Source organism: Sphingopyxis sp. 22461, from assembly GCF_052044915.1.
In the GTDB taxonomy this organism is placed as follows: Bacteria; Pseudomonadota; Alphaproteobacteria; order Sphingomonadales; family Sphingomonadaceae; genus Sphingopyxis.
In genome coordinates this window covers 25,989-45,335 of sequence record NZ_JBQENY010000007.1, presented here as the reverse complement: position 1 = coordinate 45,335, position 19,347 = coordinate 25,989, and the positions used below count along the sequence as shown (strand labels likewise).

Sequence of the window (19,347 nt, the reverse complement as noted above, 5' to 3'; positions counted from 1 at the left end):
TCCATTCCTGCCCCGGCGTCATGGACCCCGGATCAAGTCCGGGGTGACGAGGGTGGATGGTTCTCATCCCGCCGCGGCGACGATCGCCGCCCAGTCGGCCTCGTCGATCACGCGGATGCCGAGCGCGCTCGCCTGCTTGAGCTTCGACCCCGCGCCGGGACCCGCGACGACAAGATCGGTCTTGGCGCTGACGCTGCCCGCGGCCTTGGCACCGAGCGCTTCGGCCTGCGCCTTGGCCTCATCGCGGCTCATCGTTTCGAGCTTGCCGGTGAAGACGACCGTCATTCCCGACACTTCGCTCTCGCGCGTCTCGACGATGTAAGGCGGCGGCGAGACTTCGGAGAGGAGGTCGTCCCATAGATCGCGGTTGTGGGGTTCGTGAAAGAAATCGGCGAGCGCTTCGGCGACGGCGGGGCCAATGCCGTCGGCGCGGACTTCGAGGATCGCCTTGAACGCCTCGACCTTGCGCGTCGTATATTTGCCGTCGGATTCGCCCTCGCCCTGCGGGTTCGCTTCGAGATAGGCGTGGATCTCCGCCGCCTTTTCGGGGAGCCGCGCGATATCGCCGAGCCCCTTAAGCAGATCGCGCGCGGTCACCGCGCCGACGTGACGGATGCCGAGTCCGAAGAGCAGCCGCGCGGCGTCGGGCGAGCGTTTCGCCTCGATCGCGGCGAAGAGATTGTCGACTGACTTTTCCTTCCACCCCTCGCGGCCGAGCAGTTCGGCGCGGTGGCTTTTTAGCCGGAAGATGTCGGCGGGACCCTTGTCGAGCCAGCCTAGCCGCAAGAATTCCTCGATGCTCTTTTCGCCCAGCCCCTCGATGTCGAGCGCGCCGCGGCTGACGAAATGGCGCAGACGCTCGAACTTTTGCGCGGGACAGATCAACCCGCCGGTGCAGCGCACATCGACCTCGCCCTCTTCGGCGACCGCCTCGCTGCCGCAGCCGCCGAATTCAACGGGGCAATGGTCGGGGAACAGATAAGGCGCGCGCGCTTCGTCGCGGGTCAGATTCTCCACAACCTGCGGGATCACGTCGCCCGCGCGTTGGATGACGACGCGGTCGCCCGGGCGGACGCCGAGGCGGCCGATCTCGTCGCGGTTATGGAGCGTGACGTTCGAGACGACGACACCGCCGACGGTGACCGGAACGAGCCGCCCGACGGGGGTCAGCTTGCCGGTGCGGCCGACCTGTATGTCGATTGCCTCAAGGGTTGTCTGCGCGCGTTCGGCGGGAAATTTATGCGCGATGGCCCAGCGCGGCGCCTTGGCGACAAAGCCGAGGCGCTGCTGCCATGCGAGGCTGTCGACCTTGTAGACGACGCCGTCGATGTCATAATCCATGTCGGCGCGGCAGCGCTCGATCTCGGCATAATGCGCGAGGATATCGGTGACCGATTCATAACGCTTGAGCAGCGGCGACACCGGGGCGCCCCAGCGTTCGATCTGCTTCATCACATCATACTGGGTGTCGGCGGGAAGCGCGCTGACCTCGCCCCAGCCGTGCGCGAGGAAGCGCAGCGGGCGCGATGCGGTGACGCTCGCATCCTTCTGGCGCAGCGAACCCGCGGCGGCGTTGCGCGGGTTGGCGAACTGGCGGACCGTGGCGGAGTCGAACTCCTGTTCGCGCTGCGCGGCGAGCGCCCTGCCCTCTTCCATCAATCGTTCGTTGAGCGCCGTGAAATCGGCCTTCGCCATATAGACTTCGCCGCGGATCTCGAACACGTCGGGCGCTGCGCCCTTCAGTTCCTGCGGAATGTCGGCGATATGGCGGACGTTCGCGGTGACATCCTCGCCGACGCTGCCGTCGCCGCGCGTCGCGGCCTGCACAAGCTTGCCCTTTTCGTAGCGCAGCGAGCAGGAGAGGCCGTCGATCTTGTCCTCGGCAGTCATCGCGATCACGGCGTCGGCGCTGAGGTTGAGGAAGCGCCGAACGCGCGCAGCGAATTCCTCGACATCCTCGGCCGCAAAGGCGTTGTCGAGGCTCATCATCCGCTGCGCGTGCGTGACCTTGGCGAGCGGCGACGCCTCGACCGCGGCGCCGACCTGGCTGTTTGGGCTGTCGGCACGGATCAGCGCCGGGAAGGCGGCTTCGAGTTCGTTGTTGCGGCGGACGAGCGCATCATAATCGGCGTCATCAATCTCCGGCGCATCCTCCGCATGATAGCGTTTGCTGTGATAGGCGATCTGCTTCGCCAGCCGCATCAATTCATTGGCGGCGTCGGCCTGCGACAGGGATTCGATTTCGGTCATGCACCGGCCTTTGCCACCGGCTTGAACTCGGCGCGAGTACCAAATCCGGCGATCAGCGGACGCCCCTTTTTGATCGCGTCCTGCACCGCGGGAAGCTTCAGCGAGGCGGCGTGCGCTTCCTTGCTGTCCCACAGCTCGACGATCCAGATCGCGTCGGGATTCGCGCTGTCCTCGCCGATCAGATAGGCGATGTTGCCGGGCATGGTCCCGGTGCCTTCGGCGAGGATCGCGACGAGCGCGGCACGTTGGCCCGGCTGCGCCATCATCTGGCCGAGCAGGCCATAGTGGGGATCGGCGTCTTCCATCTTGGCCTCCAGGGCGCGCAGTTTCGTTGCGGGGAACAGCACCGCGGCCATCGCCAGCATCGCGGCAAGATGCTGGCGGCGGTCCATCATTTCGCGATCGCCAGCACATGCACCTCTCGCCGGATACGAAAGCCGAGCGATTCATAGAGTGCGATCGCGCCGGCATTGTCGGCATAGCTGTGCAGGAAGGGCTGCTCGCCGCGCGCGACCATTTCGCGCATGACGTGGCCGATCAGCGCGCGTGCGAGCCCGCGGCCGCGGCAATCCTCCCACGTCGCGACACCGCTGACCTCGGCCATGCCGGGAACCAATATGCGTTGCCCCGCCATCGCGAGCAGCCGGCCGTTTTCGCGGATTCCGAAGAAGGGGCCGTAGCGATGCGTCTTCGGCCCCCATGGTCCGGGCTTCGCATGCTCGGCGAGCGACGCCATTTCGGGGGCATCATCGTCGCCGAGCGCGATGATCGCGGGCTCGCCTTCGCGCAGCGGCGGCGCGCCCTCGGCGACCATCTGCGCCAGCACCGCGCGCTTCACTTCGCGCGTGCCGGGAGGGACCGGCCACGGCTCGCCCTCGACGATCCAGATTTCGCCTTCATCGGGGACGAGTGCGGCGAACGCGGCAAGCGCTGCGGCGCCGGTGTCGGGAGCGGCGCCGAAGACGCCATAGCCGCGGTCGATCCGCACTGCGGCGCCACCGCCCTCGGCGAGATGCGCCTGCCGCCCGGTAAGCATGCTCCAGACGGGCCGGTCGAGCGGATGCGGCGCAGTCATACCGCCGTCTCCAGCAGCCTCTCGGCCTGCGCGCGCGCCTCGGCCGTGACTTCGGCGCCCGAGAGCATGCGCGCGATTTCTTCGCGGCGGCCGGCTTCGTCGAGCGCGTGGACGCTGGTGCGGGTGACGATGCCCTGGCTCGACTTGGCGATGATGAAATGCGCGGCGCCTTTTGCGGCGACCTGCGGGCTGTGCGTCACCGCGAGCAACTGCTTGCCCGCGCCCGCAAGGCGCGCGAGCCGTTCGCCGATCGCCGAAGCAACCGCGCCGCCGACGCCGCGGTCGATTTCGTCGAAGATGATCGTGTCGGCGCCACCCTCTTCGGCGAGCGCGACCTTCAGTGCGAGGATGAAGCGCGAGAGTTCGCCGCCCGATGCGATCTTGGCGAGCGGCGCGAAGGGCGCGCCGGGGTTGGTCGAGATCAGATATTCGACGCGGTCCATGCCCTCGGGCCCCCAGCGCTCGGCAGGCAGGCGTTCGACGAGCGTCTGGAAGCGCGCGGCGTCGAGTTTCAGCGGCACAAGTTCGCCCGCGACCGCGGCGTCGAGGCGGGTCGCGGCCTTGGCGCGCTGGTCGGACAGCGCCGTCGCGGCGTGGGTGTAAGCGGCGGCGGTCTCGGCAACCGCGGTTTCGAGCTTCGCAAGCCCCGCGCTGCCGCCCTCGATCGCATCGAGCCTTGCAGCGAGCGTCCCGGTGAGTTCGGCAAGTTCGTCGGGCTGGACATTGTGCTTGCGCGCCATCGCGCGCAGCTCGAACAGCCGCGTCTCGGTCGCCTCGAGCCGTTCGGGATCATATTCCATCGCGCGCGCGGCTTCGTGGAGCTTGCTCTCGGCCTCGTCGGCCTCGATGATCGCGCGGTCGAGCCCCGCGAGCGCCTCGGCGAGCAACGGATGGTCGCCCGCGAGCCGGTCGAGCCGCCGCGCCGCGCCGCGGAGTTGCGCGGGGCCGCTGTCGCTGCCCTCGAACGCCTCCATGATCGCGCCGAGGTCGCCGGCGACCTTCTCGCCCTTTTGCATCGTGGCGCGCGCTTCGGAGAGTTCGGCATCCTCGCCGGGTTGGGGCGCCAGCGTCTGCAATTCGGCGACGCAATGCTCGAGCCATTCGCGATCGCGTTCGGCTTCGGAAATTGCGGTGCGCGCGGCGGCGAGCCTGTCCTCGGCGGCACGCCATGCGGTGTGGGCGGCGGCGACGCCGCGGGTATCGGCGCGGGCATAGGCGTCGAGCAGCGCGCGGTGCCCGGCGGGGGCGAGCAGGCCGCGGTCGTCGTGCTGGCCGTGAATTTCGACGAGATAGGTTCCGACCTCGCGCAGCAGCGCCGCCGAACAGGGCTGGTCATTGAGGAAGGCGCGGCTGCCGCCGTCGGCCTTCAATGTGCGGCGGATCAGCAACGGTTCGCCGGTTTCCAGCGCAATCTCATTCTCGGCGAGCAGCGCCGCGAGCTTCGTCCCCGGCGCCGGCGCGACAAAGCTGGCGGTCACCTGCGCCTTGTCGGTGCCCTGCCGCACCAGCGCGCTGTCGGCGCGCGCGCCGAGCGCGAGGCCCAGCGCGTCGAGCAGGATCGACTTGCCCGCCCCGGTTTCGCCGGTCAGCACGCCCAGCCCGGCCTCGAAATCGAGGTCGAGCCGTTCGATCAGGACGATATTGGCGATGGACAAAGCGGTTAGCACAGGCCGTCCTTACCGCAGAACAAAGGCAGAATCTATTCCCGGCGCAATCAGGCGCTCGGCGCGTTCTTCTGCATCAGCTTGTAGGCGCGCGCATACCATTCGTTGCCCGGATAGTTGGCACCGAGCACCGCGGCCGACTTTTTCGCCTCGGTGGGGATGCCAAGCGCGAGATAGCATTCGGTCAGGCGATAGAGCGCCTCGGGCGCGTGGCTGGTCGTCTGATATTTGTCGACGACCTCGCGGAAACGGATCGATGCGGCGAGCCAGTTCGAGCTGCGCTGGTAGAAACGGCCGATCTCCATTTCCTTGCCCGCAAGATGATCCTGCACCAGGTCGACCTTGAGCCGCGCGTCCGACGCATAGCGGCTGTCGGGATAGCGGCGGATCACTTCGCCGAGCGCGTTCTGCGCCTGCTGGGTGATCTTCTGGTCGCGGGTAACATCGCTAATCTGCTCATAATAGCTGAGCGCGATCAGATAATAGGCGTAGGCCGCGTCCTTGTTGCCCGGATGGATCGCGAGGAAGCGCTGCGCGGCCTCGATCGCCGGGGTATATTCGCGGTCCATATAATAGCTGAACGAGCTCATCAGCTGCGCGCGGCGCGCCCACGGCGAATAGGGGTGCTGGCGCTCGACCTCGTCGAACAGCGCCGCGGCGAGGCCATATTGCCGGCGGTCGAGCCGGTCCTGCGCCGCGCGGTACAGCGTGTTGACGTCGCGCGCGACGTAGCGCGTGTCCTTCTTCACATTGCCGCCCCCGGCACAGGCCGCCAGCATGGGAGTAATCGCAAGTGCGGCGGCGAGCAGGCGCAGGGTCGCGCGCGAAGGGGCATGTTGAGTCATGCGCGCGGTATAGCCACAGCGCGGATGAACGCAAAATAAATGATCGTCATTTGTCGCCGTTTCCTGCCTCTTCGTCACCCCCGCGAAGGCGGGGGTCCCGCTTTCATGCATTGAGCGTATTGAACAAATCGAGCCAATCAGGATTCTGCCCCTCGATCAGCCGAATCTTCCATTCGCGATTCCATTTCTTCATCGCCTTTTCGCGGGCGATGGCATCGCGGATGTCGTCGTGAGGCTCGGCGTAGACGAGGCGTTCGAGGCAGTAACGCTTGCAGAAATCCGAGCCGTCACCAGTCCGGTGTTGCATTATCCGGGCGGAAAGATGCGCTGTTACGCCGATGTAGATCGTGCCGCGGTAGCGGTCGGCCATGATGTAGACGTGACCGCCTTTGCTCACGCGCAGCGGGACAAGCGGGACCCCTGCCTTCGCGGGGGTGACGGGAAAAGGATCACCATCTCAACTCCCCTTCACCACACACCCCTTCGGAGCATCCGCCGGTGCCGGGACGCGCCGCGCGGTCTTGATCGTCACCTGAGGTTCGAGCATCTGGCCGACCATCACGCCCTCACCCGCGGTCGGCGAGATCGGGGCGTTGAAGATCGCCTCGGCGACATCGGCGCCGCCGACGATCTCGCCAAACACCGCGAAACCCGCGCCGTCGCCGCCCGGCGCATCGGCGTTGAAGCCCTTGATATCGGACAAGAGCAGGAAGAAGTCGCTCGTCGCATCGCCGGGGTTGAGCCGCGCCATCGACAGCGCGCCCTTGCAGTTGGTCAGCCCCGTCTTCGTGGTCGGCTCGTGCGCGATCGGCGGAAAATTCTTGCGCGCATCGCCGCGGTTGCCCGCCTGTACCAGCTGGTTCGCCGGACCCCAGCTTTTTGTCGAGCGATAGAATTTGAACCCGTCCATCCGCTTCGCATCGACATAGCGGAGGAAATTGGTGGCCGTGATCGGCGCGCGCTTGTTTTCGATCCGCAATGTGATCGTGCCGAGATCGGTGGCGAGCGCGACATAGGGCCGCGTATCCGCCTCGACAACGGGCGTGACGGGCGCAGGAATCGGCGGCAGCGTAGCGGGCGGCAATTGCGTCGCCTGCGGCGGGACGGGGGTCGATTGGGCGGCGAGCGCGAGCGCGGAAAGGAGCGTGGTCAGCATGGCACCGATCATAAACGCAATGCACCGGTCGATGCGAGCGGTTTCAGAATGGTTGCCGGCAACAGGGCCGATTGGAAAAATCAGCAAGCCGGTCTAGGCATGCGCCCCCAGGCAACGAAAGAGGATAGTGATGAGCGAAACGTCGAGCCGCGACACCACACCCGAACCTGCCGTGTCCGCACCCGACGTCGCGGCGATCGGATCGCGCTTCCTGCGCTATTTGCCATTCATTACGATCGCGCATTTCCTCATTGGCCTGCCAGCGCTGATCGCCTCGCTCGCGCTCGCCTATTTTGCCTTCGTTCAGGCCGACGCGACGCAGAAGATGCAGAGCGGCGGGGTGATGCCCTTCGTGACCTTCGGAACGAGCAATGGCGACAAGGCCGGCAATCAGGATATTGCGCTGACGCTGACAAACAACGGGGTCGGCCCCGCGATCCTCGGCCCGATCGAAATCCGCTATGAAGGCAAGCCGGTAAACACCCCGATCGACTTGCTCGAAGCATGCTGCACCGACGCCGGCGCGCGCCCCTTGCGCTTTTCCACCTCGCCTTCAACCGGAATCGCCGTGCGGCCCGGCGAGACGATCGAATTCGTCAGCTTTCCGCGAATCCCCGCATCCGAAAAAGTCTGGCAGAGGTTCAACAAGGAGCGGTGGAAACTCAAGGTCCGTGCCTGCTATTGTTCGATCTTCAACGATTGCTGGATCACCGAAGGGATGCAGGGATTGCCAAAGGCGGTGAACAAATGCCCCGCCGACTGGTCGCTCTATCGCGAGGATGCGGGAAACCGGATCGCCGGGGCCGACGCGAAATAATTCAACCAATCGGTTGACATTAAAATCAGGGCGATGAATATTCAACCTCATGGTTGAACATGATTCGCACACACTCGATACGATTTTCCACGCGCTGGGCGATGCAACGCGCCGGGCGATGCTGGGCGAGCTGGCCGCCGGCGAACGGACGGTCGGCGAGCTGGCTGAGCCCTTCACGATGTCGCTCGCCGCGGCATCGAAGCATATCAAGGTGCTGGAAAGTGCCGGGATGGTCCGCCGCGACGTGCGCGGGCGCACCCATGTCTGCAGCCTCGACCCCGTGCCGCTGATGAGCGCCGACCAGTGGCTTGGCATGTACCGCCGCTTCTGGACCGACCGGCTCGATACGCTCGAACGGCTGCTGCGCGCCGAGGATGCCGTCCCCCCTCCCCCCAAGAAGCCCCTCCCCGGGAAAGAAGGAGAAAAGTGATGACGACGATGCTGACCCACGACAATTACGGCGTGCTCACCGAGCCCGCGACGCTGACGATCGAGCGCCTGCTCCCCGGCCCGATCGAGCGCGTCTGGTCGTACCTAACCGATGGCGAACTGCGCCGCCTATGGCTCGCCGCGGGCGCGATGGAGGCGATGGTCGGCGCACCCGTCGAACTCGTCTGGCGCAACGACGAACTCACCGACCCGCCGGGCACGCGTCCCGAGGGCTTTGGCGACGAGCACCGCATGACGTGCGAAGTCTTGGCGATCGACGCCCCGCGCAGCCTTGCGATCAGCTGGGGCAGCACCGGCGGCGTGACCTTCACCCTCACGGAAAAGGGCGATGAAGTGCTGCTGACGATCGTCCACAGCCGTGTCGAGGATCCGTCGGTGCTGCTCAACGTCAGCGCGGGCTGGCACAGCCATGTCGATGTGCTCGAAGCGAAGCTGCGCGGTACGACGCCGGTGCCGCACTGGGACAATTTTGCGCAGCTGCGCGGCGTTTATGCCGAGCGCCTGTTCGGCTGACGCCAGAATTTGACCGAAGCCCCGAAAGAACGGGCTGTCTGCATGGACAGCCGGCCAGGGATCGTGGCATTTTCCGACGCGAAGACAAGCCGACGGGAATGCCACGATCATGGAAGACAGCGAAGAATATCTGCGCGAAGCGATCGCGCTCGCCTATGCCAATGCAGAAAAGGGCGGCCGGCCGTTTGGCGCGGTGATCGTCCGTGACGGGCGGATCATCGCCAAGGCCGTCAACGAAATATCGGCGACCGGCGATCCGACCTCGCATGCCGAACTCAATGCCATCCGGCTCGCGAGCAAGTCGCTGGGCGCCGACCTCAGCGGCTGCGCGGTCTTCGCGAGCGGGCACCCCTGCCCGATGTGCATGGCGGCGATGCGCCTCACGGGAATCGAAGCCGTGACCTATGCCTATTCGAACGAGGACGGCGCCCCCTACGGCCTGTCGACGGCGGCGATCTATGACGATCTGGCCAAGCCATTTTCGCAGCAGTCGATGGAAATCCGGCACCTGCCCCTCCGGCTGGCCGGCAAACCCGATCTCTATGCGGGCTGGCGGCAGCGGCAGGGTTGATCAACGCAGGGCGATACGCCGACGACGGCTTGCGACCGGAATACGCCAATCAACGCTGCGGCGAAGCGCTCCGTTAGCGGACCTTCCCGAAAGCAAGCCAAGTCCAAGAAACCCCCATGACCTGATTACCCCTTTGAATGGAGTGGGCGTCCTGCCTGCGCAGGAGGTGCAGTCCACAAGCATATGCCATTTCGATTGTCAGGTCGGGCGACACCGGAAATACCCTGCGACCTTTGGCGCCGGGGCCGTGTCGAAGCGACATGATGAGGATTCCGTTCGGTGCGATCATAGTCGCAAGGCGAGCTATGGCGATTGCCCGATCTGCGTCGGGAAGGTGCTGCCACACGGCGCACAAGGTCACGAGATCGAACGAGACACCGGCCGGCACTGCGCCGAGATATGGCAAGCGATCATCCAGCCACTTGATATTTGCGGAGGGGTGAAGCTTCTTGCCCGCCTCGCGAAGTTCACGCACCGGTTCGATAGCGAGTATGTCGTGTCCCTTGGCGGCCAACCATGCTGCGTCGCGCCCCGTTCCGGCTCCAATATCCGCAATCTTAATGCTGCGATCTGGGAGTAAATCGATGACGTGCTTGTATATGCTTTCCGGCGACAGCCCTTCATATGCGGCAATAAAGTCCGCGGTGGCAACGGCGGCGTATCCTTCCAGAACATCCTGCATTGGTCTTCCACGAATGACTGGAAATCGACGGTATACCTGCGGAAGGGAACGGGCAAGAATCCACCCCAAAGCTACCAAGAAAAAGGGGCCGCTTTCGCGGCCCCTTCTCTTTTCCGATTAGCGGAAGGCTCAGTCCTTCAGGAAGTCGGGCACATGGCCCTGGTCTTCCGGACCTTCGCTGCGCTCACGGCGCGGGCCGCGGTCGCCACGGCCTTCGCCGCCGCCATCACGGCGCGGACCACGGTCGCGGTCACGGCCACCGCCACCGCCACCACGCGGGCCGCGATCACCGCGGTCGCCGCGGTCGCCGCCGTCACGGCGCGGACCACGGTCGCTGCGCGGTTCGCGCGGCGGGCGCGTGTCTTCCAGCTCTTCGCCGGTTTCCTGGTTCACGACGCGCATCGACAGGCGAACCTTGCCGCGCGGATCGATCTCGAGGACCTTGACCTTGACTTCCTGACCTTCGCTCAGGACATCGGCGACCTTCTCGACGCGCTCGTTGGCGATTTCACTGACGTGGACAAGGCCGTCCTTGCCGCCCATGAAATTCACGAACGCACCGAAATCGACGAGGTTGACGACCTTGCCGTCATAGATCTTGCCGACTTCGGCTTCCTCGACGATGCCCGAAATCCACTTGCGGGCGGCTTCGATCTGCTCGGGATCGCTCGACGATATCTTGATCAGACCTTCGTCGTCGATGTCGACCTTGGCGCCGGTCGTTGCGACGATCTCGCGGATCACCTTGCCGCCGGTGCCGATGATGTCGCGGATCTTCGACTTGTCGATCTGCATCGTTTCGATGCGCGGCGCATGCGCCGACAGTTCGGTGCGGGCTTCGCCCAGCGCCTTCGCCATTTCGCCGAGGATGTGCGCGCGGCCTTCCTTCGCCTGGTTCAGAGCGGCTTCGAAGATCTCGCGCGTGATGCCCGCGATCTTGATGTCCATCTGCATCGTGGTGATGCCGTTGGCCGTGCCCGCAACCTTGAAGTCCATGTCGCCGAGATGATCTTCGTCACCAAGGATGTCCGACAGGATCGCATAATCCTTGCCTTCGAGGATCAGGCCCATCGCGATGCCCGAAACCGGACGCTTCAGCGGCACGCCGGCGTCCATCATCGCAAGGCTGCCGCCGCAAACCGACGCCATCGACGACGAGCCGTTCGACTCGGTGATGTCGCTGGTGATGCGGATCGTGTAGGGGAACTCGTCCTTCGTCGGCAGCACCGCGTGCAGCGCACGCCATGCCAGCTTGCCATGGCCGATGTCGCGGCGGCTGGGCGCCCCGAAACGACCGACTTCGCCGACCGAATAGGGCGGGAAGTTATAGTGCAGCATGAAGTTCGAGTAGCTGAGGCCGTTGAGGCCGTCGATCATCTGCTCGCTGTCCTTGGTGCCCAAGGTGCAGGTTGCGATGGTCTGCGTCTCGCCACGCGTGAACAGCGCCGAGCCGTGCGCGCGGGGCAGGAAGTGCGTTTCGGCAAGGATGGGACGAATCTGCGTCGTCGTGCGTCCGTCGATGCGCTTACCGTCCTTGAGGATGGCGCCGCGAACGATTTCGGCTTCGAGCTTCTTCATCAGCTTGCCGGCGGCCATCTGGTCCTGCGGCGCGGCGTCGGCGAAAGCAGCCTTGGCGGCGGCGCGGGCTTCGTTCAGCGCGTTCGAGCGGGCCGATTTGTCGGTCAGCTTGTACGCGGCGGCGATGTCCTTGCCGATCAGCTTCTTGAGCTTGTCCTTGGCAGCCGACAGGTCGGCCTGTTCGGCCATGTCCCAGGGATCCTTGGCAGCCTGTTCGGCCAGCTTCACGATCGCCTTGACGACGTCCTTGCACGCATCGTGCGCGAACAGCACGGCGCCGAGCATGATCTCTTCCGACAGCTCGTTGGCTTCGGATTCGACCATCATCACGGCGTCGTAGGTCGCGGCGACGACGAGGTCGAGGTCGCCTTCGGCAACCTGCGCATCGGTCGGGTTCAGGATATATTCGCCGTCGACATAGCCGACGCGTGCGGCGCCGATCGGGCCCATGAAGGGCACGCCCGAGATCGTCAGAGCCGCAGACGCGGCGACCATCGCGAGAATGTCGGGTTCATTGTGGCCGTCATAGCTCAGGACCTGGGCAATGACGTTGATTTCGTTGTAGAAACCTTCGGGGAACAGCGGACGGATCGGACGATCGGTCAAACGCGAAACCAAAGTTTCCTTTTCGGTCGCGCCGCGCTCGCGCTTGAAGAAGCCGCCGGGGATGCGGCCTGCGCCCGAATATTTTTCCTGATAGTGGACGGTGAGCGGGAAGAAATCCTGCCCTTCCTTGACCGTCTTGGCGGCGGTGACCGCGGCCAACACCATCGTTTCGCCGAGCGTCGCGACAACCGCGCCGTCGGCCTGACGGGCAACCTTGCCCGTTTCGAGGGTCAGCGTTTCACCGCCCCACTCGATCGATACTTTTTTCACGTCAAACATGGAGTTTCCTTCGCCCGCCGGGCCCGATGCCGGGCGGGGCCTCTGATTCCGGGCAATCCGGCCCGGGGCGGTTTAGGGCGTCTGTCTGCCCTTATGGCGGTCCCGCCGGATGCGGGAGCGGCCCTGTGGCCCGGCACTTTGCGCGGGACCAATATGACAGCGGCCCCGGAAATCCGGGGCCGCCAGAAATTCTTACTTACGAAGACCCAGCTTCGCGATGAGAGCCGAATAGCGACCCTCGTCCTTCTTCTTCAGATAGTCGAGCAAGCTGCGACGCTTGTTGACCATCATGAGGAGGCCGCGGCGGCTGTGGTTGTCCTTGTGGTGCGCCTTGAAGTGGGCGGTCAGCGTGTTGATGCGGTCGGTCAGGATTGCGACCTGCACTTCCGGCGAACCGGTATCGCCCTTTGCACGGGCATTGTCGGTGATGACTTCGGTTTTGCGCTCGGCAGTAATCGACATAGATATTTTCCTCGAACATCCTTGTTTACAGATTGAAGCCCCGGACGACTTTCAGCGTTCCCGCCAAAGCCTCGATCAGGGCAACGGGACGCATTTCGCTGTCCCTTCCCCAATAGAGCCCGTCATCCGTGCTACCCCCGGTCCAGACGCGACCCTGACGGATCGCCCCTGCCGCTTCCGGGGAAAGGTTCAGAGCCGGGATGTCGACCAGCCCTGCCTCAAGCGGCAGAAATATTTCTGATTGGGCGGCCCCTTGGCCGAATGCGTTCAATTTGTCCAGCGAAATCGCCTGTTCCAGATCGAACGGCCCGGCCTTGGTGCGGCGGAGCATCGTGACGTGGCCGACGGTGCCGACGGCGTGCGCGATGTCGCGCGCGAGGCTGCGGATATAGGTGCCTTTGGAGACGTGGGCGGTGAGGGTGATCTCATCGAGCCCCTCCCCTCGCTCGTCACCCCGGACTTGATCCCGGGTCCATTCTACCGTCGCCGCGATGGATGCCGGATCAAGTCCGGCATGACGAAGGGAATAGACCGTCACCGCCCGCGCCTTCATCTCGACCTCTTCGCCCGCACGAGCGCGATCATAGGCGCGCTGGCCATCAATCTTGATCGCCGAATAAGCCGGCGGCACCTGTTCGATCGGGCCGGTGAAGCGCGGCAGCACCGCTTCAACCTCCGCAAGCGTCGGCCGTTCGTCGCTCGTTGCAATAACCTCACCCTCGGCATCGAGCCCCGCCGTTTCGGTCCCGAACTTTATGGTGAAATCGTAAACCTTGCTCGCATCGAGCATCCGGCCGCAAAGCTTCGTCGCCTCGCCGAGCGCGATCGGGAGCACACCCGACGCGAGCGGGTCGAGCGTTCCGCCATGGCCGACTTTGACCTTGCCCAGCCCCGCCTCGCGGCACACGCGCTTGACCGCGCCCACCGCCTGCGTCGAGCCAAGGCCGACGGGTTTGTCGAGGATGATCCAGCCGTTCATCCCGCGCCGCTAGAGCATTTTCAAGTCAGGTGAAACCTGATGATTCGTAAAATGCGGCAGACAAGAAATCGCGGGTTGAAGACTGTCAATTTTGCGCGGCCTTTTCGGCTTCGCGCGCGGCCTTCCGCTCGGCCTTCGACGGCGGCGGCGCCGAGGTCACGAAGGACGAGAGCATGCACCGCTCGCCGCGGACGATGATCGAGGCGAATTTGTCGAGCCGCCCGGCGCCGCGCGTTTCGACGCCGATCGCGTGCGCGAAATCGACGTCGCGGCAGAGGCCGGCGAAGCTGCCATAATACCATTCGCCGCGGCGGCCCTCGATCCAGATGCCGCGGTCGCGGTCGGCCTGCCAGTTGCGGATCGTGCTGTCGCTCGGAAAGACGATGCTCGATTCGACGCCGAGCGCACGCGGTTCTTTTGCAGGCTCGTTGGCCGCCGCGGCCGCAGAAAGGGGAAGCAGCACGGCGGCCAGGGAGAGTGCGAGATTCTTCATGGCGAGTCGTTTAGCCAGAGCAGGCTGAACCTTGGCTGACCCTGATCCTCCCTGTGCCGAAGGCATGGGGAGGTGGCAGCGCGAAGCGCTGACGGAGGGGCTGTGGCGCAACGTCGCCGCCCCTCCACCACCGCCTACGGCGGCGGTCCCCATCCCCATCGCTTCGCGACAGGGAGGATTATGTTTGCCACTCGCTTGCAAGTAACGACCAGAGGCCGGTATCACGCACATAGCCCGTCCAGGTGATGCGCTCCGACCGCAGCACGCCGTCCTTGGTACAGCCGAGCTTCGCGACCGCGGCCTGGCTCCGCTTGTTGCGCTCGTCGATGCGGAATTCGATGCGGCGGATGCCGACCGCAAAGGCGTGATCGAGCATCAGGCGCTTGACCCGGCCGTTGAAGCCGGTGCCGCGCGCATCGGGGTGGATGAAGCTGTTGCCAATCTCGACCGTCTGCGCCGACATATCGGGGCGCAGCCAGGCGGTCATGCCGACGAGCCTATCGCCGTCCATGATCGCATAGGGCATCCGGCCGCTACCGCCGATCAGCGTGTCGAAGCTCTTGTCGAAATGGCCGGGGCCGAAGCTCGACGAATAGATCGCCCAGACATCGGCATCGGCGGCACAAACCGCGCGCAGGTCTTCGCGATGCGCTTCGGTCAGCTTGACGAGTTTGAGGTCGCCGTCGGCGAGGTCGGCATAGAGGCGGTCAAGCATTGGCGCCCACTTTCCTTGGCGCCTCGGCGGCTTCGCGCCGTTTCGCCATGAAGTGGCGCCGGCACATCGCGACATAGCGGTCATTGCCGCCGATTTCGGTCTGCGCGCCCTCGACGACGGCGCGGCCGCTTTCGTCGACGCGCAGGTTCATCGTCGCCTTGCGCCCGCACTCGCACACCGCCTTCAGCTCGACGAGCGCGTCGGCAATGCCGAGCAGCGCCGCCGATCCGGGGAATAGCTCGGCCGAAAAATCGGTGCGCAGGCCATAACAGAGCACCGGGATGTCCACCTCGTCTGCGAGCCGCGCAAGCTCCAGCACCTGCGCGCGCGTCAGGAACTGCGCCTCGTCGACGAGCACGCAGGCGAGCGGCCGCTCAGCGTTTTCGGCGCCCACCGCCGCCCATAGGTCGCTGTCGGGATCGAATTTATGCGCTTCGGCCATCAGCCCGATGCGGCTCGTCACTTGCCCCGCGCCGTAGCGGTCGTCGAGCGCCGCGGTCCACAGCATCGTTTCCATGCCGCGCTCGCGATAGTTGAAATCCGCCTGCAACAGCGTCGTCGATTTGCCGGCGTTCATGCTGGCGTAGTAGAAATAGAGCTTGGCCATCGGCGCCCAATAGCGCGGACATGGGCCTTGCACCAGTTGTCAGGACTTAGGGTCCAGACCCTAAAGCGCGAGCCGCCAGTGTTCGCTCTGTTCGGGCTTGCCGAATTCGTCGTGCGTCTCGACCTTTTCGATGGTGAAACCATAGTCCGCATAGATGGCGCGCGCCGATGCGAGGACCGTGTGCGTCCAGAGCACCAGTTCGGCATAGCCCGCCTCGCGCGCGAAGGCGATGCAGCGCCCGACGAGATCGCGGCCCAGACCATGGCCCCGCGCCGCGGCATCGACATAGAGCAGGCGCAGCCGCGCGACCTTGTCGGACTCCGCGACGAGGAAGACGCTGCCGAGCAGTTCGCCATGGCGTTCGGCGACCCAGCATTGCTCGCGGCCGGCATGGAAATCGCGAACGAAGCGGCTCGTAATCTCGCCGATCAGCACTTCCATCGCGTCGCCCCAGCCATAGGCATTGCGATAATAGACCGCCTGTTGCGCGGTGATCAGCCCCATGTCGCCCGGCCGCCACGGACGGACCGCGGGCGGCGGCAGCGGCGCACCCGCCAGCCGCGCCTCGATCCATGCCAGCCGCTCGGCCAGCCCGGCCTGTTCGTCGCGCGACAGATGCGCGAGCGTCGCCGATGTCGACGCCGCGGTGGTACGGTCGAGGTCAGAAAACAGCGCCTCGCCCGCGGCGGTCAGCCGGATCGGATGCTCGCGCGCGTCGGCTCCGCGCGTCCGCGCGATCCAGCCCAGCTGGGTGAAGCGGCGCAGGATGCGGCTGAGATAACCGGGGTCGACCGACAGCGTCTCGACGATCCGCTTCGAGACGACCGGCTGCCCCGTGGCGATTTCATAGAGGATGCGCGCCTCGATCAGCGACAGCTCGCTGCCCATATAGCCGGGGCCGAGTACCCCGGCAAAGCGCGTGTAGAAGCGGTTGAAGCGGCGTAGCGCGTCCGTGGCGGCATGGGGCGCCGGCGCGTGATCGTCCGGCAGGTGGAGGTTGACCGATGGCATGGTGGTACGATGCGTTGATTATTTGACTTTGTCAACTAACTAGCCCAGGCCCACGCGCTTGACACACCCATACCCCCTGTCATGCTGCGCATCAAAGATGCAGCATAAACAGTGGGGAGAGCTGCCATGCGGCTGATGCCGGTGACCGACGCGATGTTTTTGGTCGCGGAAACGCGCGAGACGCCGATGCATGTCGGCGGCGTCAATCTCTATACATTGCCCGACAAGGTCGACGAGACCGAGTGGCTGAACGAGCAGCTCGCGATGCTGCGCCAATCCGAAGGGCTGCGGCGGCCATTCAGTGAGGTGTTGAAGCTCACGCCGCTCGGTCAGTACGGCCCAATCCGGCTCGAACCCGACCGCGACATCGACATGCATTACCATGTGCGCAGCGCCGCCTTGCCCAAGCCGGGGCGCTATCGCGAAATGTTCGAGCTGGTTTCGCGCCTTCACGGGACCTTGCTCGACCGGACGCGGCCGATGTGGGAGATCACGCTGATCTCGGGCCTGCCCGACCGGCAGATCGCGACCTATTTCAAGATCCACCATGCGTTGATGGACGGCGCCTCGTCGATGCACTTCACCAACGCGATGCTGAGCGCCCATGCGAAGGAGAAGCGCAGCTACTCGCCGATGTCGGTCGAGGCCTATGAAGCGTATAAGCGCAAATTCCCGGCACCGAAGAAAGCGCCGACGCCGAGCATCACCGACATCAAGGCCATCGGCACCTTCCTGAAGGAGCAATGGGGCAACAGCGTCGGGGTGACCAAGGCACTGAACCAATATGCCGCCGCGATGTTCGGGCTCGGCGGCAGCGACCTTGCGACGCCGTGGGGCGGGTTGCCGCGCACCAGCTTCAACCGCAATATCACCGGAGCACGGCGTTTCGTGGCGCAAAGCTGGTCGCTCGAACGCGTGCGCGCGATGGGCAAGGCATATGACGGGACGATCAACGACGCGGTGCTCGCAATGTGTTCGGGCGCGATGCGCAAATATCTGCAATCGCTGAACGAGCTCCCCGACAAACCCTTGAAAGCGATGGCGCCGGTATCGATCCGCGCGAAGGACGACATCGATTCGGGCAATTCGGTCGCGGCGGTGACCGCGAACCTCGCGACGCATATCGACGATCCCGCGACGCGCATGGCGACGATCCAGGCGTCAATGAACGCCGCGAAGGCGCAGCTGCGCGAAATGACCGCGCAGCAGATCCAGATCTATACCGCGATCACGCAGATGCCGCAGATGCTGACCGCGCTGACGCGCACCGCCGACAAGTTCCCGGCGTACAGCGTCACCATCTCGAACGTCCCCGGCCCGCGCGAGCAGCTTTACTGGAACGGCGCGCGGCTCGACGGCATGTATCCCGCGAGCATCCCGGTCGACGGCATGGCGATGAACATCACGCAGGTGTCGAACAACAAGAATATCGATTTCGGCATCACCGCGTGCCGCCGCAGCGTGCCGCACGTCCAGCGGCTGATCGACTATCTGGAGGATGCGCTGGTCGAGCTGGAGGAAGCGGCGGGGATCAAGAAGTAACCGTCGCCCCCGCGAAGGCGGGGGCCGCTGGCAACCTTGCGCTATGCCGATGGCGGCCCCCGCCTTCGCGGGGGCGACGGCTTTGTTCAGGCTTCGCCCTCGCCGCTCGTTAAATCGCGCGCGACCTTCGGGTCGCGCAGCAATTTTTCGATATGGCTCGCCTCGTCGAAGCTTTCGTCCGACAGGAATTTCAGTTTCGCGGCATATTTCATGCTCATCTTCTCCGCGACGCTCTTTTGCAGCCAGGCGGTGTTGGTGCGCAGCGCCTTCAGCACCGCTTCCTCATTCTTGCCGAGCAAGGGTTTCACGAACACCGTTGCGTGGCGCAGGTCGGGCGACATGCGGACCTCGGTGATGCTCACCGGATGCTTGGCCAAGAGCTCGTCATGCGCGTCGCCGCGTGCGAGGATTTCGGAGAGGAGGTGGCGCACCTGTTCGCCGACGCGTAGCACGCGGACCGAGGGGCCTTTTTCTTTTTCGGTTTTCATCGCCTAACCCTTTGCCTCTTCGTCCAGTTTCGCGATGATCCGCGCGATCGAGCGCATGTTGCGCGCGGTGCCCTTGTGTCCCAGCCGCCGCTCGATCAGCCGCGCGTGCAACTTGCTGTCGGCGGCTCCGTCGCCAAAGTCGATATAGAGCGCCCGGTCGCCGAGCGCGAGGCGCTCGTTCGGCCGGACGCGGTGGTCGGTCGCCAGCGCATCGAACTGCTCCGCGGTGGGCTGACCGTCGAGGAACATCGTATGGACGATGCGATCCTCGTTCGTGCCCGCGAACGGATTGTCGGCGATCGCCGCGGCGAGTTCGTCGCGATCGCGCACCAGCGCCGCGCTCGTCATGTAGAAACGCTCGTCGACCATGATCGACAATTTCTCTTCGAGCCCGCGCGTCGGCCGCGCGTCATGGTCGAACAGCACATTGCCGCTCGCCACGACGGTTTCGACGTTGCTGAAACCCTCGGCCTCGAACGCCGAACGCAGGTCGGCCATCGTCAGCCGGTTGCCACCGACGTTGATGCTGCCGAACAATGCCACATAGCGAGCCATGCCGGCACC

General features: G+C 65.0%; 22 protein-coding genes. 5 read left to right on the top strand and 17 right to left on the bottom strand.

The genetic code is table 11. The annotated features are described in order from the left end of the window. Positions 1–63: 63 nt before the first annotated feature. The 7 genes from ligA to ACTJI5_RS12595 all read right to left on the bottom strand — a co-directional run bounded on the left by ligA (position 64) and on the right by ACTJI5_RS12595 (position 6,990). Positions 64–2,250 carry an NAD-dependent DNA ligase LigA gene (gene ligA / locus ACTJI5_RS12625; RefSeq protein ID WP_440860564.1) on the bottom strand — a complete coding sequence of 729 codons (2,187 nt, stop codon included), beginning with the start codon at positions 2,248–2,250 and terminating at the stop codon, positions 64–66. Then, positions 2,247–2,645 (bottom strand): putative quinol monooxygenase, encoded by a 399-nt coding sequence (locus tag ACTJI5_RS12620; RefSeq protein ID WP_440860563.1) that lies wholly within the window; start codon positions 2,643–2,645, stop codon positions 2,247–2,249. The genes ligA and ACTJI5_RS12620 overlap by 4 nt, the downstream gene beginning before the upstream one ends. Next, positions 2,642–3,325, bottom strand: coding sequence for a GNAT family N-acetyltransferase (locus ACTJI5_RS12615; RefSeq protein ID WP_440860562.1), 684 nt, complete (start codon positions 3,323–3,325; stop codon positions 2,642–2,644). Before ACTJI5_RS12615 ends, ACTJI5_RS12620 begins: the two co-directional genes overlap by 4 nt. Continuing rightward, complete coding sequence (recN, locus tag ACTJI5_RS12610; protein WP_440860561.1) at positions 3,322–4,992, bottom strand: DNA repair protein RecN; 1,671 nt, start codon at positions 4,990–4,992, stop codon at positions 3,322–3,324. The genes ACTJI5_RS12615 and recN overlap by 4 nt, the downstream gene beginning before the upstream one ends. A 47-nt stretch (positions 4,993–5,039) precedes the next feature. Beyond that, positions 5,040–5,834, bottom strand: a complete 795-nt coding sequence (locus ACTJI5_RS12605) for an outer membrane protein assembly factor BamD (protein WP_056368495.1) — start codon at positions 5,832–5,834, stop codon at positions 5,040–5,042. A 103-nt stretch (positions 5,835–5,937) separates the two neighbouring features. Next, entirely contained in the window at positions 5,938–6,231 is a 294-nt protein-coding gene (locus ACTJI5_RS12600; protein ID WP_440860560.1) for a GIY-YIG nuclease family protein, read from the bottom strand. Positions 6,232–6,291: 60 nt separating this feature from the next. Then, positions 6,292–6,990 (bottom strand): peptidylprolyl isomerase, encoded by a 699-nt coding sequence (locus ACTJI5_RS12595; RefSeq protein ID WP_440860559.1) that lies wholly within the window; start codon positions 6,988–6,990, stop codon positions 6,292–6,294. A gap of 130 nt (positions 6,991–7,120) precedes the next feature. On the opposite strand from ACTJI5_RS12595, the gene ACTJI5_RS12590 reads away from it, so the two are divergent. From ACTJI5_RS12590 to ACTJI5_RS12575, 4 genes are all read left to right on the top strand, one after another. Beyond that, on the top strand, positions 7,121–7,807 hold the full coding sequence (locus tag ACTJI5_RS12590) for a hypothetical protein (RefSeq protein ID WP_440860558.1): 687 nt from the start codon (positions 7,121–7,123) through the stop codon (positions 7,805–7,807). A gap of 49 nt (positions 7,808–7,856) precedes the next feature. Next, a complete protein-coding gene (locus tag ACTJI5_RS12585; protein ID WP_440860557.1) occupies positions 7,857–8,237 on the top strand; it encodes an ArsR/SmtB family transcription factor in 381 nt (126 codons plus the stop codon). Then, positions 8,237–8,770 (top strand): SRPBCC family protein, encoded by a 534-nt coding sequence (locus tag ACTJI5_RS12580; RefSeq protein ID WP_440860556.1) that lies wholly within the window; start codon positions 8,237–8,239, stop codon positions 8,768–8,770. The genes ACTJI5_RS12585 and ACTJI5_RS12580 overlap by 1 nt, the downstream gene beginning before the upstream one ends. A gap of 109 nt (positions 8,771–8,879) precedes the next feature. Beyond that, positions 8,880–9,341, top strand: coding sequence for a nucleoside deaminase (locus tag ACTJI5_RS12575; protein WP_440860555.1), 462 nt, complete (start codon positions 8,880–8,882; stop codon positions 9,339–9,341). Positions 9,342–9,414: 73 nt separating this feature from the next. Here ACTJI5_RS12575 and ACTJI5_RS12570 read toward each other — a convergent pair whose 3' ends face one another. From ACTJI5_RS12570 to ACTJI5_RS12535, 8 genes are all read right to left on the bottom strand, one after another. Continuing rightward, positions 9,415–10,023, bottom strand: a complete 609-nt coding sequence (locus tag ACTJI5_RS12570; protein ID WP_440860554.1) for a class I SAM-dependent methyltransferase — start codon at positions 10,021–10,023, stop codon at positions 9,415–9,417. Between the two features lie 129 nt (positions 10,024–10,152). After that, positions 10,153–12,486 carry a polyribonucleotide nucleotidyltransferase gene (pnp, locus tag ACTJI5_RS12565; protein ID WP_440860553.1) on the bottom strand — a complete coding sequence of 778 codons (2,334 nt, stop codon included), beginning with the start codon at positions 12,484–12,486 and terminating at the stop codon, positions 10,153–10,155. 192 nt (positions 12,487–12,678) lie between these two features. Further along, positions 12,679–12,948, bottom strand: a complete 270-nt coding sequence (gene rpsO, locus ACTJI5_RS12560) for a 30S ribosomal protein S15 (protein WP_058539624.1) — start codon at positions 12,946–12,948, stop codon at positions 12,679–12,681. A gap of 25 nt (positions 12,949–12,973) precedes the next feature. After that, positions 12,974–13,927, bottom strand: a complete 954-nt coding sequence (gene truB / locus ACTJI5_RS12555; protein ID WP_440860552.1) for a tRNA pseudouridine(55) synthase TruB — start codon at positions 13,925–13,927, stop codon at positions 12,974–12,976. 85 nt (positions 13,928–14,012) lie between these two features. Further along, the gene (locus ACTJI5_RS12550; protein WP_440860551.1) at positions 14,013–14,420 is read right to left on the bottom strand and encodes a DUF6491 family protein; all 408 of its coding nucleotides are present in this window, start codon (positions 14,418–14,420) and stop codon (positions 14,013–14,015) included. Between the two features lie 178 nt (positions 14,421–14,598). Beyond that, entirely contained in the window at positions 14,599–15,135 is a 537-nt protein-coding gene (locus ACTJI5_RS12545; protein ID WP_440860550.1) for a GNAT family N-acetyltransferase, read from the bottom strand. Further along, positions 15,128–15,742: a thymidine kinase gene (locus ACTJI5_RS12540; protein ID WP_440860549.1), complete on the bottom strand. Its 615-nt coding sequence runs from the start codon at positions 15,740–15,742 to the stop codon at positions 15,128–15,130. The genes ACTJI5_RS12545 and ACTJI5_RS12540 overlap by 8 nt, the downstream gene beginning before the upstream one ends. 60 nt (positions 15,743–15,802) lie before the next feature. Further along, positions 15,803–16,753: a bifunctional helix-turn-helix transcriptional regulator/GNAT family N-acetyltransferase gene (locus ACTJI5_RS12535; protein WP_440860548.1), complete on the bottom strand. Its 951-nt coding sequence runs from the start codon at positions 16,751–16,753 to the stop codon at positions 15,803–15,805. Between the two features lie 126 nt (positions 16,754–16,879). Between ACTJI5_RS12535 and ACTJI5_RS12530 the strand changes: the two genes are divergently transcribed. After that, on the top strand, positions 16,880–18,295 hold the full coding sequence (locus ACTJI5_RS12530) for a WS/DGAT/MGAT family O-acyltransferase (protein WP_440860547.1): 1,416 nt from the start codon (positions 16,880–16,882) through the stop codon (positions 18,293–18,295). A gap of 86 nt (positions 18,296–18,381) precedes the next feature. On the opposite strand, the gene rbfA is transcribed toward ACTJI5_RS12530, so the two are convergent. Beyond that, on the bottom strand, positions 18,382–18,783 hold the full coding sequence (rbfA, locus tag ACTJI5_RS12525) for a 30S ribosome-binding factor RbfA (protein WP_440860546.1): 402 nt from the start codon (positions 18,781–18,783) through the stop codon (positions 18,382–18,384). A 3-nt stretch (positions 18,784–18,786) separates the two neighbouring features. Further along, positions 18,787–19,338 (bottom strand): DUF1697 domain-containing protein, encoded by a 552-nt coding sequence (locus ACTJI5_RS12520; RefSeq protein ID WP_440860545.1) that lies wholly within the window; start codon positions 19,336–19,338, stop codon positions 18,787–18,789. Between the last annotated feature and the right edge of the window lie 9 nt (positions 19,339–19,347).